13 protein-coding genes are annotated in these 14236 nt (G+C 61.1%); all 13 read left to right on the top strand.

Going from position 1 to position 14236, the window contains the following annotated elements; genetic code table 11:
- Window positions 1-9 precede the first annotated feature (9 nt).
- The 13 genes from AABM52_RS03070 to urtE all read left to right on the top strand — a co-directional run bounded on the left by AABM52_RS03070 (window position 10) and on the right by urtE (window position 14234).
- Window positions 10-489 carry a copper chaperone PCu(A)C gene (locus AABM52_RS03070; RefSeq protein ID WP_347910350.1) on the top strand — a complete coding sequence of 160 codons (480 nt, stop codon included), beginning with the start codon at window positions 10-12 and terminating at the stop codon, window positions 487-489.
- Window positions 490-510: 21 nt separating this feature from the next.
- Window positions 511-975 carry a DUF2946 domain-containing protein gene (locus AABM52_RS03065; RefSeq protein WP_347910349.1) on the top strand — a complete coding sequence of 155 codons (465 nt, stop codon included), beginning with the start codon at window positions 511-513 and terminating at the stop codon, window positions 973-975.
- A gap of 84 nt (window positions 976-1059) precedes the next feature.
- Complete coding sequence (locus AABM52_RS03060) at window positions 1060-3177, top strand: TonB-dependent copper receptor (protein WP_347910348.1); 2118 nt, start codon at window positions 1060-1062, stop codon at window positions 3175-3177.
- A gap of 110 nt (window positions 3178-3287) precedes the next feature.
- Window positions 3288-4667 carry a PepSY domain-containing protein gene (locus tag AABM52_RS03055; protein ID WP_347910347.1) on the top strand — a complete coding sequence of 460 codons (1380 nt, stop codon included), beginning with the start codon at window positions 3288-3290 and terminating at the stop codon, window positions 4665-4667.
- 156 nt (window positions 4668-4823) lie between these two features.
- The gene (locus tag AABM52_RS03050) at window positions 4824-5612 is read left to right on the top strand and encodes an ABC transporter ATP-binding protein (RefSeq protein WP_347910346.1); all 789 of its coding nucleotides are present in this window, start codon (window positions 4824-4826) and stop codon (window positions 5610-5612) included.
- A complete protein-coding gene (locus AABM52_RS03045) occupies window positions 5609-6568 on the top strand; it encodes an ABC transporter substrate-binding protein (protein WP_347910345.1) in 960 nt (319 codons plus the stop codon). Before AABM52_RS03050 ends, AABM52_RS03045 begins: the two co-directional genes overlap by 4 nt.
- Window positions 6565-7575: an iron ABC transporter permease gene (locus AABM52_RS03040; RefSeq protein WP_347910344.1), complete on the top strand. Its 1011-nt coding sequence runs from the start codon at window positions 6565-6567 to the stop codon at window positions 7573-7575. The genes AABM52_RS03045 and AABM52_RS03040 overlap by 4 nt, the downstream gene beginning before the upstream one ends.
- Window positions 7576-7771: 196 nt before the next feature.
- Window positions 7772-8194 (top strand): hypothetical protein, encoded by a 423-nt coding sequence (locus AABM52_RS03035; RefSeq protein WP_347910343.1) that lies wholly within the window; start codon window positions 7772-7774, stop codon window positions 8192-8194.
- Between the two features lie 338 nt (window positions 8195-8532).
- Window positions 8533-9798 carry an urea ABC transporter substrate-binding protein gene (gene urtA / locus AABM52_RS03030; protein WP_347910342.1) on the top strand — a complete coding sequence of 422 codons (1266 nt, stop codon included), beginning with the start codon at window positions 8533-8535 and terminating at the stop codon, window positions 9796-9798.
- Window positions 9799-9958: 160 nt separating this feature from the next.
- Window positions 9959-11461, top strand: coding sequence for an urea ABC transporter permease subunit UrtB (gene urtB, locus AABM52_RS03025; protein ID WP_347910341.1), 1503 nt, complete (start codon window positions 9959-9961; stop codon window positions 11459-11461).
- A complete protein-coding gene (gene urtC, locus AABM52_RS03020; protein WP_347910340.1) occupies window positions 11461-12540 on the top strand; it encodes an urea ABC transporter permease subunit UrtC in 1080 nt (359 codons plus the stop codon). The genes urtB and urtC overlap by 1 nt, the downstream gene beginning before the upstream one ends.
- Window positions 12537-13406, top strand: a complete 870-nt coding sequence (gene urtD, locus AABM52_RS03015; RefSeq protein WP_320402025.1) for an urea ABC transporter ATP-binding protein UrtD — start codon at window positions 12537-12539, stop codon at window positions 13404-13406. Before urtC ends, urtD begins: the two co-directional genes overlap by 4 nt.
- A 129-nt stretch (window positions 13407-13535) precedes the next feature.
- Window positions 13536-14234 (top strand): urea ABC transporter ATP-binding subunit UrtE, encoded by a 699-nt coding sequence (gene urtE, locus AABM52_RS03010; RefSeq protein WP_007979642.1) that lies wholly within the window; start codon window positions 13536-13538, stop codon window positions 14232-14234.
- Window positions 14235-14236: the final 2 nt, after the last annotated feature.

Below are 14236 nucleotides of genomic sequence, written 5' to 3'. Positions count from 1 at the left end.
AGAACCGCCATGTTGAACAAACTAATCGTTCTGGCTGCGTTGCTGCTGCCTGCCTGCTTTGCCAATGCCCACGAATACAAGGTCGGCGCACTGGAAATTGCGCATCCGTGGTCCCAGGAGTTGCCACCCAATGCGCCCACCGTTGCGGCGTATTTCGTGATCAACAATCAAGGCAAGACCGCCGACCGCCTGCTCAGCGTCGACACCCCCATTGCGGGCGAAGCGCAATTGCATGAGCACGTGATGCAAGGCGACATGATGAAAATGCAGCACGTACCGAGCGTGGAAGTGCCCGCCGGAGGCGAGGTCACTTTCGCGCCGATGGCCTATCACGTGATGTTGCTGGGCCTCAAGGACCGCAGCCTGCTGGTTGACGGCAAGCGTTTCCCCATGACGCTGCACTTCGAGAAGTCCGGTGACGTGACGGTCGAAGTCGCGGTGCAGAAGCAGGCGCCGGACGCCATGCAAGCGCACGTGCACAAGCCGTAATCGCCTGAACTGAAAACGCCCATGCGCCCGCTTAGCGCCAGGTCATCCAGGTCACGCAATCAGGCATTGAGCCTGACACGCGGCAGCTGGATCAGCCTGTTTGCCATGCTGATGATCTTTATCGGTCCGCTGATTTCTCAGTCGATGCCGATGGATTCGCGCGCCATGTCGATGACCATGCCTATGCCTATGGGTATGGACATGAGCATGGACATGTCGGCGATGGAGCATGCCGACCATGGCATGCAAGCCACGCAAGCCACCGCCGAGCATTGCCCGCCAGCCCCCGGGCACCATGTGCTGTGGGAAAAGTGCGGCTATTGCAGCCTGCTGTTCAACTGCCCGGCGCTGACGGGTGGTGTGTCTTTCGCCAACTTCGTTATCCCGCCGGTCAACACCTTCACCCCCCCCTCTCCGCGCTTGGGCCATGCCCGGCAAACCTTCTTCCCCGGTGCCCGCACCCGCGCCCCGCCCGTCGTCGCGTAAACACTCACTTCTGATTTCACACGGTTGAGAAGACAGCTTCAGGCTGCCGGCCGTGTCGTTTACGACTGTTCGATGGAAATTGTCATGTCCAGGTTTTCCGCTGTCCCGTGCTTGAGCCCTGCCCAAGCCTCTTATGCCCTGAACGAATCCGGCGTTCGTTTCAGGCACGCCACCGCCATCCTGTGCGGTGCCTTGCTGGCGCCTTCTGCGCTGGCCGATGAACATTCCAGCCACAGTGAAGAACTGAGCCCGACAGTGATTACCGCCGTTGCGCCCAGCTCGCCCTTGACCATCGTCACCAATCCCAAGGACCCGCGCCAACCGGTGCCGGCCAGCGACGGCGCCGATTACCTCAAGACCATCCCAGGCTTTGCCATGGTGCGCAATGGCGGCACCAATGGTGACCCGGTGCTGCGCGGCATGTTCGGCTCGCGGCTGAACATTCTCACCAACGGCAGCATGATGCTCGGCGCCTGCCCGGGCCGGATGGACGCCCCGACCTCCTACATCTCGCCGGAAACCTACGACAAGCTCACCGTGATCAAAGGCCCGCAAACCGTGCTGTGGGGGCCTGGATCTTCGGCCGGGACCATCCTGTTCGACCGCGAGCCGGAGCACTTCGGCGAACTCGGCACGCGGGTCAACGCCAGCGTGCTGGCCGGCTCCTACGGTCGCTTCGACAAACTGGTGGACGCCGCAGCCGGCGGTCAGTCGGGTTATGTGCGGGTCATCGGCAACACCGCGCACTCCGACGACTACCAGGACGGCAACAACGACACCGTGGCGTCGCGCTATGACAAATGGAACGGCGACGTGGCCGTCGGCTGGACGCCGAATACCGACACCTTGCTGGAGCTGACCGCCGGCCGTGGCGATGGTGAAGCCCGCTACGCCGGGCGCGGCATGGACGGTTCGCAGTTCCTGCGCGAAAGCCTCGGGCTGCGCTTCGAGCAGTCCAACATCGGCGAGGTACTGGATAAGGTCGAGGCGCAGGTCTACTACAACTACGCCGACCACGTGATGGACAACTACACCCTGCGCACGCCGTCCGGCACCGGGATGATGGCCGGGCCTATGGCCTCCAACGTCGACCGCCGCACCCTCGGCGCCCGGGTCAAGGCCACCTGGCGCTGGGCCGATGTGCAGCTGATCAGCGGTATCGACGCGCAGACCAACGAGCATCGCCAGCGCGGGGCCATGGGCGTCGACACCTACAAGGACCTGCCGTACACCAAGGATGCCGACTTCCATAACTACGGTGTGTTCGGCGAACTGACCTGGTACGCCGCCGACCATGACCGCCTGATCAGTGGCGCACGCCTGGACCGCGCCTCGGCCAAGGATTATCGGCAGACCATCGGCTCGGGCATGATGACCCGCCCCAATCCAACCGCCGACGATATCCGCGCCGATACCCTGCCGAGCGGTTTCGTCCGCTACGAGCATGACCTGGCCGACAGCCCGACCACCTTGTATGCCGGCCTCGGTCACACCCAGCGATTCCCGGATTACTGGGAGCTGTTTTCACCCAAGTCCGGTCCCGCCGGTTCGGTCAATGCCTTCGATTCGATCAAGCCGGAAAAAACCACCCAGCTCGATTTCGGCCTGCAATACAAGACCGAAGACCTCGAAGCCTGGGCCTCGGCTTACGTCGGACAGGTGAGCGATTACATCCTGTTCAACTACACCCCGACAATGATGGGTACGACCTCGCAAGCCGAAAACATCGATGCGCGAATCATGGGTGGCGAACTGGGCGCCGCTTACAACTTCACCGACAACTGGAACGCCGACGCGACCCTGGCCTACGCCTGGGGCAAGAACAGCAGCGATGGCAGCGCATTGCCGCAGATGCCGCCGCTGGATGCCCGGTTCGGCCTGACCTACAGCGAAGACAATTGGAGCGCCGGCGCACTGTGGAGAGTGGTTGCCGCGCAAAACCGCATCGACCAGAACAAGGGCAACGTGGTCGGCAAGGATTTCGGCAAGACGCCGGGCTTCGGCGTGTTCTCCCTCAATGGTGCCTATCGGATCAACAGCAACTGGAAGGTCAGCAGCGGCGTCGACAACCTGTTCGGCAAGGCTTACGCCGAGCACTTGAACCTGGCCGGCAACGCCGGTTTCGGCTACCCCGCCAATGACCCGCAGGCCATCAAGGAACCGGGGCGAACGCTCTGGACCAAGGTGGACATGAGTTTCTAAAAGCTTCGCGAGCAAGCTCGCACTCCTGTAGGAGCGAGCTTGCTCGCGATCGGTTGCAAGGCAACCGCCAATCAAACAACTAAAAGATCCAGCCAAGCGGAGCACACGTGATGAAACAGCCCAAAGTGAATTTCTACAACCTGGCCTGGCGCTGGCATTTCTATGCCGGATTGTTCGTAGCGCCATTCATGGTGATGCTGGCCCTGACCGGCATCATTTACCTGTTCAAACCGCAACTCGATCCGCTGATGTACAGCAGCCTGCTCAACGTCCCGGCCGGTCATCACACCGTCCCGGCCGACGACCTGCTGACGCGGGTGAAAACGGCTTATCCACAAGGCCAGGTCACCCAGTACCTGCCGCCGGTCAACGCCGAGCGCAGCGCGCAATTTGTCGTGCTCAACGAGGGCAAAGAGCTTAACGTTTTCGTCGATCCGTACCACGGCGACATCCTCGGCGAGCAAGACGCCAAGAAGAACCTGCAAGCCATTGCCCGGTCGATTCACGGCGAGCTGATGATCGGCACCGTTGGCGATCGGCTGATCGAACTGGCCGCCGGTTGGGGTGTGGTGCTGGTGGTGTCCGGCATCTTCCTGTGGTGGCCGCGCGGTCAGGCCGCCGGCATTTTGTGGCCACGCCTGAACAGTCGTGGTCGCGTATTGTGGCGCGACCTGCACGCGGTCACCGGGTTCTGGGGCGCGTCCCTGCTGCTGGTGATGCTGCTCAGCGGCATGACCTGGACCGGCTTCTGGGGCAAACAGTACGCCGAAGTGTGGAACGTATTCCCGGCGGCCATGTGGGATGACGTGCCGAAGTCCGATGTCGAGGCGCGCAGCCTCAACACCGCCACCCGCCAGACCGTGCCGTGGGCCATGGAAAATACGCCGATGCCGATGTCCGGCGACCATGCCGAACACATGGCCCACGATGGCGCAGCGGCCGGCCCGGCCTCGCCGACCATCCGCCTGCAGGACGTACAAAACATCGCCAGAGAGCGCAAGGTCGAACCGGGTTACAGCATCACGCTGCCGACCACTGCAACCGGCGTGTTCACCATCGCTGTATTCGCCGACGACCCGCGCAATGACGCCACGCTGCACATCGATCAATACACCGGCAAGGTCCTGGCCGATGTACGTTTCGAGCACTACGGCAGCGTCGCCCGCGTCACGGAAATCGGCGTGATGCTGCACGAGGGCAAGATGTTCGGCACGTTCAACCAGATCGTCGTGTTGCTGATCTGCCTGATGATTTTGCTCAGCGCGGTCAGCGGCGTGGTGATCTGGTGGAAGCGCCGTCCGCAAGGAAAACTCGGCGTGCCGCCGCTGCGCCACGACCTGCCGAAATGGAAAACCGCGATGGTGATCATGTTAGCCCTGGCGGTGGCCTTCCCGTTGGTAGGCGCTTCGCTGGTAGTGGTGTGGGTGCTGGATCGCGTGCTGCTGTCGCGCTTCACCCGGCAGACTGAGAGCGCCTCATCTTCATCATGAAACAGGCGAGATGCGCGGGGCGAAAGGCACTGTAAACTCCCCGCGCATCACCTCAGCCCCATCCCGAGCAGGCTCGCTCCCACATGGATTGCGTAAGACCTGTGGGAGCGAGCTTGCTCGCGATGGGGCCCTTGGCATCACCTCAAGAGTCACTGCATGACCTCGCTGAACCTCACAAACCTCACCTGGTCCCCACTGGGTCACGGCCATTGCCACCACCAGTTCCAGCTGCGTGACGCCTCACTACATGTGGCCGCCGGTGAGTTCGTCGGGCTGATCGGCCCCAACGGCAGTGGCAAGACCAGCCTGTTGCGGTGTGCCTGGCGCTTCAATAAACCGGAAAGCGGCGAGGTCAGGCTCGATCACCAGAACGTCTGGAAGCAATCCTCGCGTTGGTGCGCGCAACGCATCGCCGTGGTGTTGCAGGAGTTCCCTGATGCCTTCGGCCTGACCGTCGAGGAAGTGGTTGCCATGGGCCGCACGCCGCACAAAGGCTTGTTCGATGGCGACACCCTTGAAGACCGCGATCTGATCAATCAGGCCCTGGAATCCGTCGGCCTCAAGGGCTTCGAAGACCACGGGTTCGCCACCCTCTCCGGTGGCGAAAAACAGCGAGTCATCCTCGCCCGCGCCCTGGCCCAGCAACCACAGTTGCTGATCCTCGACGAGCCGACCAACCACCTCGACCCGCGTTATCAGCTTGAACTTTTGCAGTTGGTCAAGCGCTTGAACATCGGCACCCTGGCGAGCATCCACGACCTCAATCTGGCGGCGGCTTTTTGTGATCGGCTGTACGTGATCAACCATGGCCGTATCGTCGCCAGCGGCACGCCAAAAGAAGTCCTGACGGCTGCGCTGCTGAGCAATGTGTTCGGCGTCGAAGCGCTGATCGATGAACATCCACTGCACGGCTACCCACGAATCACCTGGATAACCCAACCATGACTTTGCGTTCCCTGCTGCGCTCCTGCCTCCCTCTCGTGATGCTGCTGGGCAGCGCCCAGGCATTGGCCGAAGCCACCCGTTACCCGCTGACGATCAAAAGCTGCAACCGCGAAGTGACCTTCAAGCAGGCACCGCAACACGCCCTCAGCCACGACATCAACATGACCCAGATGATGCTCGCTCTCGGCCTCAAACAACGGATGGCCGGTTACAGCGGCATCAGTGGCTGGAAGGCCGTGATGCCCGAGATGCAGAGCATTCTTGAAGGCCTGCCGGAACTGGCGGCCAAGTACCCGTCGGTGGAAACCCTGCTCAATGCCAACGTCGATTTCTTCTTCGCTGGCTGGGACTATGGCATGCGTATCGGCGGCGATCTCACGCCACAAACCCTGCAACCGCTGGGCATCAATGTGTACGAGCTGAGCGAATCCTGCGCCTTCGTGATGAAACGCCCACCGGCCAGCCTCGAAGACACCTACAACGACCTGCGCAACCTCGGCAGAATCTTCGACGTACAGGACCGCGCCAATGCCCTGATCGCCGACATGCAGGCGCAAATCGCGAATATTCGCAAAGACCTGCCCGCGGAAACACCGCGGGTCTTCCTGTACGACAGCGGCGAAGACCGGGCCATGACCTCAGGAAGCCTGGGCATGCCGCAAGCGCTGATCGACGCCGCTGGCGGGCGCAATATCCTGGAGGATGTCGACGCGAGCTGGACCCGGGTCAATTGGGAAACCGTGGTCGAGCGCAACCCGCAGGTGATCGTGATTGTCGACTACAGCGAAGTCACTGCCGAGCAGAAGATTCAATTCCTGCTGAGCAACAAGGCCCTGCAATCGGTGGACGCGATCAAGCACCAGCGCTTCATCGTCATCCCTTACGTGCAGGCCACGCCGGGGATCGATAACGTGCTGGCGGTCGCCACCCTGGCCAAGGGTTTCCACGGCGAATGATCAACCGTCGCTACGCCCTGTTGCTGATCGCCCTCGGCACCCTGTTGCTGGTGTCGTGCGTGGTGTCCCTGGGTTTCGGCCCGGCGCGGGTGCCGCTGGATGTGGTGTGGCGCATCCTGTTGCACAAGCTGTTCGGTTTCGGTTTGTCGGACTGGAACCCCGGACAGGAACATATCGTTTGGCTGATCCGCGTCCCGCGCATGCTGCTCGGCGCTCTGGTGGGCGCCGGCCTGGCGTTGATCGGCGCGGTGCTGCAAGCGGTCACGCGCAATCCGTTGGCTGACCCGCACCTGCTCGGCGTCACGTCCGGCGCCACACTTGGCGCAGTGATCGTGGTGCTGCATGTCGGTGAAATCGTTGGCCTGCTGACCTTGCCGATTGCGGCATTCATCGGTGCATTGCTGAGCATGCTGGTGGTGCTGATGATCGCCAGTCGTCATGGTCGCCTCGACAGTGACCGCTTGCTGCTGTGCGGCGTGGCGGTGTCGTTCGTGATGATGGCGATTGCCAATTTGCTGCTGTTCATGGGCGACCATCGGGCCAGTTCGGCGGTGATGTTCTGGATGCTCGGCGGGCTCGGGTTGGCACGTTGGGAGCTGCTGGCGGTGCCGACAGCCAGTGTGCTACTCGGGCTGATGTTGCTGCTGGGCATGGCGCGACCGTTGAATGCGCTGATGGCCGGTGAGCAGACGGCGGTGACCCTGGGCCTGAATGCACGCACCGTGCGCCTGCGAGTATTTCTGATTGCGTCATTGATGACCGGGGTTCTGGTGTCGATCAGCGGCTCGATCGGCTTTGTCGGGCTGATGGTTCCGCACATTGCACGGCGCCTGGTCGGGGCTGAACACCGAAGATTGCTGCCGGTGTGCGTGTTGCTCGGCAGTGTGTTTCTGGTCTGGGTCGATGTCGCCGCCCGGACACTGATCGCCCCCGAAGACTTGCCCATCGGCGTTGCCACAGCGGCGATTGGCGGGTTGTTCTTCATCGGCTTGATGCGACGTCGTTAACGACATATTTAATTAAAAAATTTAAAGACTGCATTTGCGCCTGGAAAAACCTCGTATTGAGTTAACGCTTAACAAGTTAACCTTCCTGTTCATACTCCGCACTCGCGAGTTCAACTATAAAACACTCGCGCACTTCAGGACGATTATTCCTACAACTTAATCGCCACAACTCCTACAAGAGCGGAAAGAGGCAAACATGTTCAAGAAGTTCATCGCATCCATTGCACTTGTTTCAGCACCGGCATGGGCAGTGCAGCCACCCTTTACTGGCGTTGATTACAGTGGCCGGTATCAATGCACCGGAATGGACAGCCATATCGGTGCGTTTGAAGGTGTTGTCGAGATGAAGCTCAATGCCGAACAAAGTACCGGCGAACACGGTGCCTACGGTTTTACGCTAACGTTGCTCGACAACTCCCGGTATGACGGATTTGCTGCTGCCAACTTGAGTTCACTGGCGATTTACTTTGCCCATACGGATCCGTCGCTCAAGGATTACGGCGTCGGGATTGCGAAACTCGCTACAACCCCTGACGGAAAAACTTCATTCACCAAGTACTACTACGGCCCGGAGTACGAAGGTGGCGGACATGGTTTTGAAACCTGCATTAAAAGCTGAAGTTCGTCGTTTACAAAGCTGATACCCATTGTTGAATCCTGTGGGAGCGAGCCTGCTCGCGAATGCGGTTTGTCAGTCACCACTCATGCTGTCTGATACCCCCTCTTCGCGAGCAGGCTCGCTCCCACAATTGATCGATGCTACCCGCCCCAATCTGGCGCAGCTCTTCGCACCAACGCGCCAGACGCGATCCTTCATGGTGCGCCATCAAACCGTTCGACCGCTCTAAAACGACATTTCCCTGCCTTTTGCCGACCGGGCACAGCCCTTGCAAAACACACCTTCAGTAGTCCGCATCTGCCAACCAAGAAAACTCATAAGTTCATGGAGATCGCACAATGAAGCGTCGCAGTTTGATCAAGGCTTTCACACTCTCGGCATCCATTGCCGCGATGGGCATGACCTGGACCGTCCAGGCCGCCGAGACCATCAAGGTCGGTATTCTGCATTCGTTGTCCGGAACCATGGCGATCTCCGAAACGTCGCTTAAAGACATGGCGCTGATGACCATCGACGAGATCAACGCCAAGGGTGGCGTGAACGGCAAGATGCTCGAGCCGGTGGTGGTCGACCCTGCCTCGAACTGGCCGCTGTTCGCCGAGAAGGGTCGCCAATTGCTGACCCAGGACAAGGTTGCCGTGGTGTTCGGTTGCTGGACTTCCGTATCGCGCAAATCGGTACTGCCGGTGTTCGAAGAACTCAACGGCTTGCTGTTCTACCCGGTGCAATACGAAGGCGAAGAAATGTCGCCGAACGTGTTCTACACCGGCGCTGCGCCGAACCAGCAGGCGATCCCTGCCGTTGAATACCTGATGAGCGAAGAAGGCGGCAGTGCCAAGCGCTACTTCCTGCTCGGCACCGACTACGTCTACCCGCGCACCACCAACAAGATCCTGCGTTCGTTCCTGCACTCCAAAGGCGTCGCCGACAAGGACATCGAAGAGGTCTATACCCCGTTCGGTCACAGCGACTACCAGACCATCGTCGCCAACATCAAGAAGTTCTCGGCCGGCGGCAAGACGGCCGTTATCTCCACGGTCAACGGCGACTCCAACGTACCGTTCTATAAGGAACTGGCCAATCAGGGCCTGAAAGCCACCGACGTTCCGGTCGTGGCGTTCTCGGTCGGCGAAGAAGAACTGCGCGGCATCGACACCAAGCCACTGGTGGGCAACCTGGCGGCGTGGAACTACTTCGAATCGGTCGAGAACCCGGTGAACAAGAAGTTCGTCGATGACTGGAAGGCCTACGCGAAGAAACACAACCTGCCGGGCGCCGACAAGGCAGTGACCAACGACCCGATGGAGGCCACTTATGTCGGCATCCACATGTGGGCGCAAGCGGCGGAAAAAGCCAAGTCCACCGACGTCGACAAAGTCCGCGAAGCCCTGGCCGGCCAGACCTTTGCCGCGCCGTCCGGCTACACCCTGACCATGGACAAGACCAACCACCACCTGCACAAGCCGGTGATGATCGGCGAGATCCAGGCCGACGGTCAGTTCAACGTGGTGTGGCAGACCGAAGGACCGATCCGCGCCCAGCCGTGGAGCCCGTTCATCCCGGGCAACGACAAGAAGCCTGACTACGCGATGAAGAGCAACTAAGCCACTGGATGTCGGGCTGGGCGCGGAGCTTTGGCCCGACACAAATCCCTGTAGGAGCTGGCTTGCCTGCGATGCAGACGACTCGGTGTATTTGATGTACCGAGGTGATGCCATCGCAGGCAAGCCAGCTCCCACAATGTCCGCGTCAAGGCGACTCTCTATGCCCACCGCCCTTTATCGCTTCATCCTGGCCATCGCCCTGCTGTTGCCGATGACTACCCATGCCGGCGACGCCGAAGACTTCATCGCCGCCAATCCCGCGCAGCAAGCCAAACTGCTGGAAACCTGGGCCGCGCAGCCCGATCCGGCACGCATCGAGTTGATCAACGCCCTGCAACAAGGCGAATTGACCGTCGACGGCCAGCCGAAAACCTTGCGCCTGAACAACCGCCTGCGGGGGCTCATCGACACTGCCCTGGCCAGTCATCAATTGCTCGCCGCCGACGCCAAAATCCGTCTGGCCGCCGCGCAGCAACTGCAGAAAAGTGCCAAGCCGGCGCAGTTGAAATTCCTCGATAAGCAACTCGCTGGCGAACAAGACGAAGGCGTTCACGCAGCATTGAGCCTCGCTCTGGCCAATCTGCAACTGGTCGACAGCGATCCGGCCGTGCGCCTCGCCGCTGTACGCCTGCTCGGCGAAACCGGAGATCCACTGGCCCGTACCCGCCTCGAAAACCTGCTGGAGCCGGGCGTTGAAACCGACGCGAATGTGCGTACCGCCGCTGAAACCAGCCTCGCTCAAGTCAAACGCAAACTGCTGGTCGGCGAACTCCTGGGGCAGGCCTTCAGCGGCATGTCACTGGGATCGATTCTGCTGCTCGCCGCCCTGGGACTGGCGATCACCTTCGGCCTGCTCGGCGTGATCAACATGGCCCACGGCGAGATGCTGATGCTCGGCGCCTACTCGACCTATGTGGTGCAACTGATGTTCCAGCGCTTCGCGCCGCAGGCCATCGAGTTCTATCCGCTGATCGCGCTGCCGGTGGCGTTTTTCGTCACCGCGGCCATCGGCATGGCGCTGGAGCGCACGGTGATTCGCCACCTCTACGGCCGTCCGCTGGAAACCCTGCTCGCCACCTGGGGCATCAGCCTGATGCTGATACAACTGGTGCGGCTGGTGTTCGGCGCGCAGAACGTCGAAGTGGCCAACCCGGCCTGGCTGTCGGGCGGCATTCAAGTGCTGCCGAACCTGGTGCTGCCGTACAACCGCATCGTCATCATCGCCTTTGCACTGTTTGTGGTGGTGCTGACCTGGCTGCTGCTGAACAAGACGCGCCTCGGCCTGAATGTTCGCGCCGTCACGCAGAACCGCAACATGGCCGCCTGCTGCGGCGTACCCACCGGGCGCGTGGACATGCTCGCCTTCGGCCTCGGCTCGGGCATCGCCGGCCTCGGTGGCGTGGCCCTGAGCCAGATCGGCAACGTCGGCCCGGACCTCGGCCAGAGCTACATCATCGACTCGTTCCTGGTGGTGGTGCTCGGCGGTGTCGGTCAGTTGGCCGGCAGTGTGCTGGCGGCGTTTGGACTGGGGATCGCCAACAAGATTCTCGAACCGCAGATCGGTGCCGTGCTCGGCAAGATTCTCATCCTCGCGCTGATCATTCTGTTCATCCAGAAACGTCCGCAAGGTCTCTTCGCGCTCAAAGGACGGGTGATCGACTGATGAACCAGCCCCTGCTCGTTACCGCGACCCAAAAAGCCGGCCCGAAAGTCTCGATTGCCGTCGGCACAGTGATCCTCGTTGTGCTGCTGGCGTTACCGCTGCTGTCGCTGTTATCGCCGGATAGTACGCTGCACGTTTCGGCCTACACACTGACGCTGGTGGGCAAGATTCTTTGCTACGCCATCGTCGCACTGGCGCTCGATCTGGTGTGGGGTTACGCAGGCCTGCTGTCCCTCGGCCACGGTCTGTTTTTCGCCCTCGGCGGCTATGCCATGGGCATGTACCTGATGCGCCAGGCCTCGGGCGATGGCTTGCCGGCGTTCATGACCTTCCTGTCGTGGACCGAAATGCCGTGGTTCTGGACCGGCACCAGCAGCTTCCTCTGGACCCTGTGCCTGGTGGTATTGGCGCCCGGGTTGCTGGCGCTGGTGTTCGGCTTCTTCGCCTTCCGCTCGCGGATCAAGGGCGTGTATTTCTCGATCATGACCCAGGCCCTGACCTTCGCCGGGATGCTCCTGTTTTTCCGCAACGAAACCGGCTTCGGCGGCAACAACGGCTTCACCAACTTCCGCACGATTCTCGGCTTCGGCATCACCGAGCCGGGTACCCGCGCGGTGCTGTTTTTCGCCACGGTACTGTTGCTGGTGGCGAGTCTGTACATCGGCTGGCGCCTGGCGCAAAGCAAGTTCGGTCGGGTGTTGACCGCGCTGCGCGATGCAGAAAACCGCCTGATGTTCTGCGGCTACGATCCACGCGGTTTCAAGCTGTTCGTCTGGGTACTGAGCGCTGTGTTGTGCGGACTGGCCGGTGCGCTGTACGTGCCGCAAGTGGGGATCATCAACCCGAGTGAAATGTCGCCGACCAACTCCATCGAAGCGGCAGTCTGGGTGGCACTGGGTGGGCGTGGCACCTTGATCGGTCCGTTGCTCGGCGCCGGAGTGGTCAACGGCATGAAGAGCTGGTTCACCGTGGCGTTTCCGGAATATTGGCTGTTCTTCCTCGGCGCGCTGTTCATTGTCGTGACCCTGTACCTGCCTAAAGGCGTGATCGGTCTGTTGAAGAAAAGAGGTGAACAATGAGAGTCACTGCGACAGCTGAATTCATGCTCGAACCAGCGTTTTTTCCTGTGGAGCCCAACAAGGACGCCGGCAGCAGCCGCGATGCCATCGGCCTTGGCCAACGCGTCGGGCCAGGCCTGAACACCCGCCACGGCACCATCCTGACCCTGGAAGACATCAGCGTCAGCTTCGACGGCTTCCGCGCACTGAACAATCTGAACCTGTACATCGGCGTCGGCGAACTGCGCTGCATCATCGGCCCCAACGGCGCGGGCAAGACCACGCTGATGGACGTGATCACCGGCAAGACCCGGCCCAGTCACGGCAAGGCCTGGTTTGGCGAAACCCTGGACCTGACGCAGATGAGCGAAGTGCAGATCGCCCAGGCCGGCATCGGTCGCAAGTTCCAGAAGCCGACGGTGTTCGAAGCCTTGAGCGTGTTCGAGAACCTGGAACTGGCGCAGAAAACCGACAAGTCGGTGTGGGCCAGTTTGCGCGCTCGCCTGAACGGCGAACAAAAAGACCGCATCGCCGAAGTGCTGGAGACCATTCGCCTGACCTCATCGGTCAATCGCCCCGCCGGTTTGCTGTCCCACGGTCAGAAGCAGTTCCTGGAGATCGGCATGCTGCTGATGCAGGACCCGCAATTGCTGCTGCTCGATGAGCCGGTGGCGGGCATGACCGACGCCGAAACCGAGTTCACCGCCGAGCTGTTCAAGCGCCTGGCCGGCAAGCATTCGCTGATGGTGGTGGAGCACGATATGGGCTTCGTCGGCTCGATTGCCGACCACGTCACGGTGCTGCATCAGGGCAGCGTGCTGGCCGAAGGGTCGCTGGAGCAGGTGCAGGATAACGAGCGGGTGATCGAGGTTTATCTCGGTCGTTAAACCTGCAAATACATCCCCCTGTAGGAGCGAGCCTGCTCGCGAACGCGGTGCATCAGTCACCAACGATGTTGAGTGTGCCGACGCCATCGCGAGCAAGCTCCCACAGGGGGATCTGAGGAGAATCTGGAAATGCTGCAAGTCGAAAAACTGCACCAGTACTACGGCGGAAGCCACATCCTGCGCGGCCTGACGTTTGACGTGAAGGTCGGCGAAGTCACCTGCCTGCTCGGCCGAAACGGCGTGGGCAAGACCACCCTGCTCAAATGCCTGATGGGCCTGCTGCCGGCGAAGGAAGGCGCGGTGAACTGGGAAGGCAAGCCGATCACCACGTTCAAACCGCACCAACGCGTGCACGCAGGAATCGCCTACGTGCCGCAAGGCCGCGAGATCTTCGGCCGCCTCACCGTGGAAGAAAACCTGCTGATGGGGCTGTCACGCTTTCCCGGCAGCGAAGCGAAGGAAGTGCCGGCGTTCATCTACGAGCTGTTCCCGGTGCTGCTGCAAATGAAGCAACGCCGTGGGGGTGACCTGTCCGGCGGCCAGCAACAACAACTGGCCATCGGCCGTGCGCTGGCCAGCCGCCCTCGCCTGCTGATCCTCGACGAACCCACCGAAGGCATACAACCGTCGGTGATCAAGGAGATCGGTGCCGTGATCAAAAAACTCGCGGCCCGGGGCGACATGGCCATTCTGCTGGTCGAGCAGTTCTACGATTTCGCCGCCGAACTGGCGGACCAATATCTGGTGATGTCCCGGGGCGAAATCGTGCAACAGGGTCGCGGTGAAAACATGGAAGCCGAAGGCGTGCGTGGGCTGGTAACGATCTGAGC

Origin of the sequence: Pseudomonas grandcourensis (assembly GCF_039909015.1) — a bacterium.
GTDB classification, from domain to species: domain Bacteria; phylum Pseudomonadota; class Gammaproteobacteria; order Pseudomonadales; family Pseudomonadaceae; genus Aquipseudomonas; species Aquipseudomonas grandcourensis.
Note: the sequence above shows the minus strand (reverse complement) of the source record. Positions and strands in the feature narration are given on the sequence as shown.

What these genes read in the sequence shown, in the direction of transcription:
- AABM52_RS03070 (WP_347910350.1), top strand. Translation starts at nt 10, where the DNA reads ATGTTGAACAAACTAATCGTTCTGGCTGCGTTGCTGCTGCCTGCCTGC.
- AABM52_RS03065 (WP_347910349.1), top strand. Translation starts at nt 511, where the DNA reads ATGCGCCCGCTTAGCGCCAGGTCATCCAGGTCACGCAATCAGGCATTG.
- AABM52_RS03060 (WP_347910348.1), top strand. Translation starts at nt 1,060, where the DNA reads ATGTCCAGGTTTTCCGCTGTCCCGTGCTTGAGCCCTGCCCAAGCCTCT.
- AABM52_RS03055 (WP_347910347.1), top strand. Translation starts at nt 3,288, where the DNA reads ATGAAACAGCCCAAAGTGAATTTCTACAACCTGGCCTGGCGCTGGCAT.
- AABM52_RS03050 (WP_347910346.1), top strand. Translation starts at nt 4,824, where the DNA reads ATGACCTCGCTGAACCTCACAAACCTCACCTGGTCCCCACTGGGTCAC.
- AABM52_RS03045 (WP_347910345.1), top strand. Translation starts at nt 5,609, where the DNA reads ATGACTTTGCGTTCCCTGCTGCGCTCCTGCCTCCCTCTCGTGATGCTG.
- AABM52_RS03040 (WP_347910344.1), top strand. Translation starts at nt 6,565, where the DNA reads ATGATCAACCGTCGCTACGCCCTGTTGCTGATCGCCCTCGGCACCCTG.
- AABM52_RS03035 (WP_347910343.1), top strand. Translation starts at nt 7,772, where the DNA reads ATGTTCAAGAAGTTCATCGCATCCATTGCACTTGTTTCAGCACCGGCA.
- urtA (WP_347910342.1), top strand. Translation starts at nt 8,533, where the DNA reads ATGAAGCGTCGCAGTTTGATCAAGGCTTTCACACTCTCGGCATCCATT.
- urtB (WP_347910341.1), top strand. Translation starts at nt 9,959, where the DNA reads ATGCCCACCGCCCTTTATCGCTTCATCCTGGCCATCGCCCTGCTGTTG.
- urtC (WP_347910340.1), top strand. Translation starts at nt 11,461, where the DNA reads ATGAACCAGCCCCTGCTCGTTACCGCGACCCAAAAAGCCGGCCCGAAA.
- urtD (WP_320402025.1), top strand. Translation starts at nt 12,537, where the DNA reads ATGAGAGTCACTGCGACAGCTGAATTCATGCTCGAACCAGCGTTTTTT.
- urtE (WP_007979642.1), top strand. Translation starts at nt 13,536, where the DNA reads ATGCTGCAAGTCGAAAAACTGCACCAGTACTACGGCGGAAGCCACATC.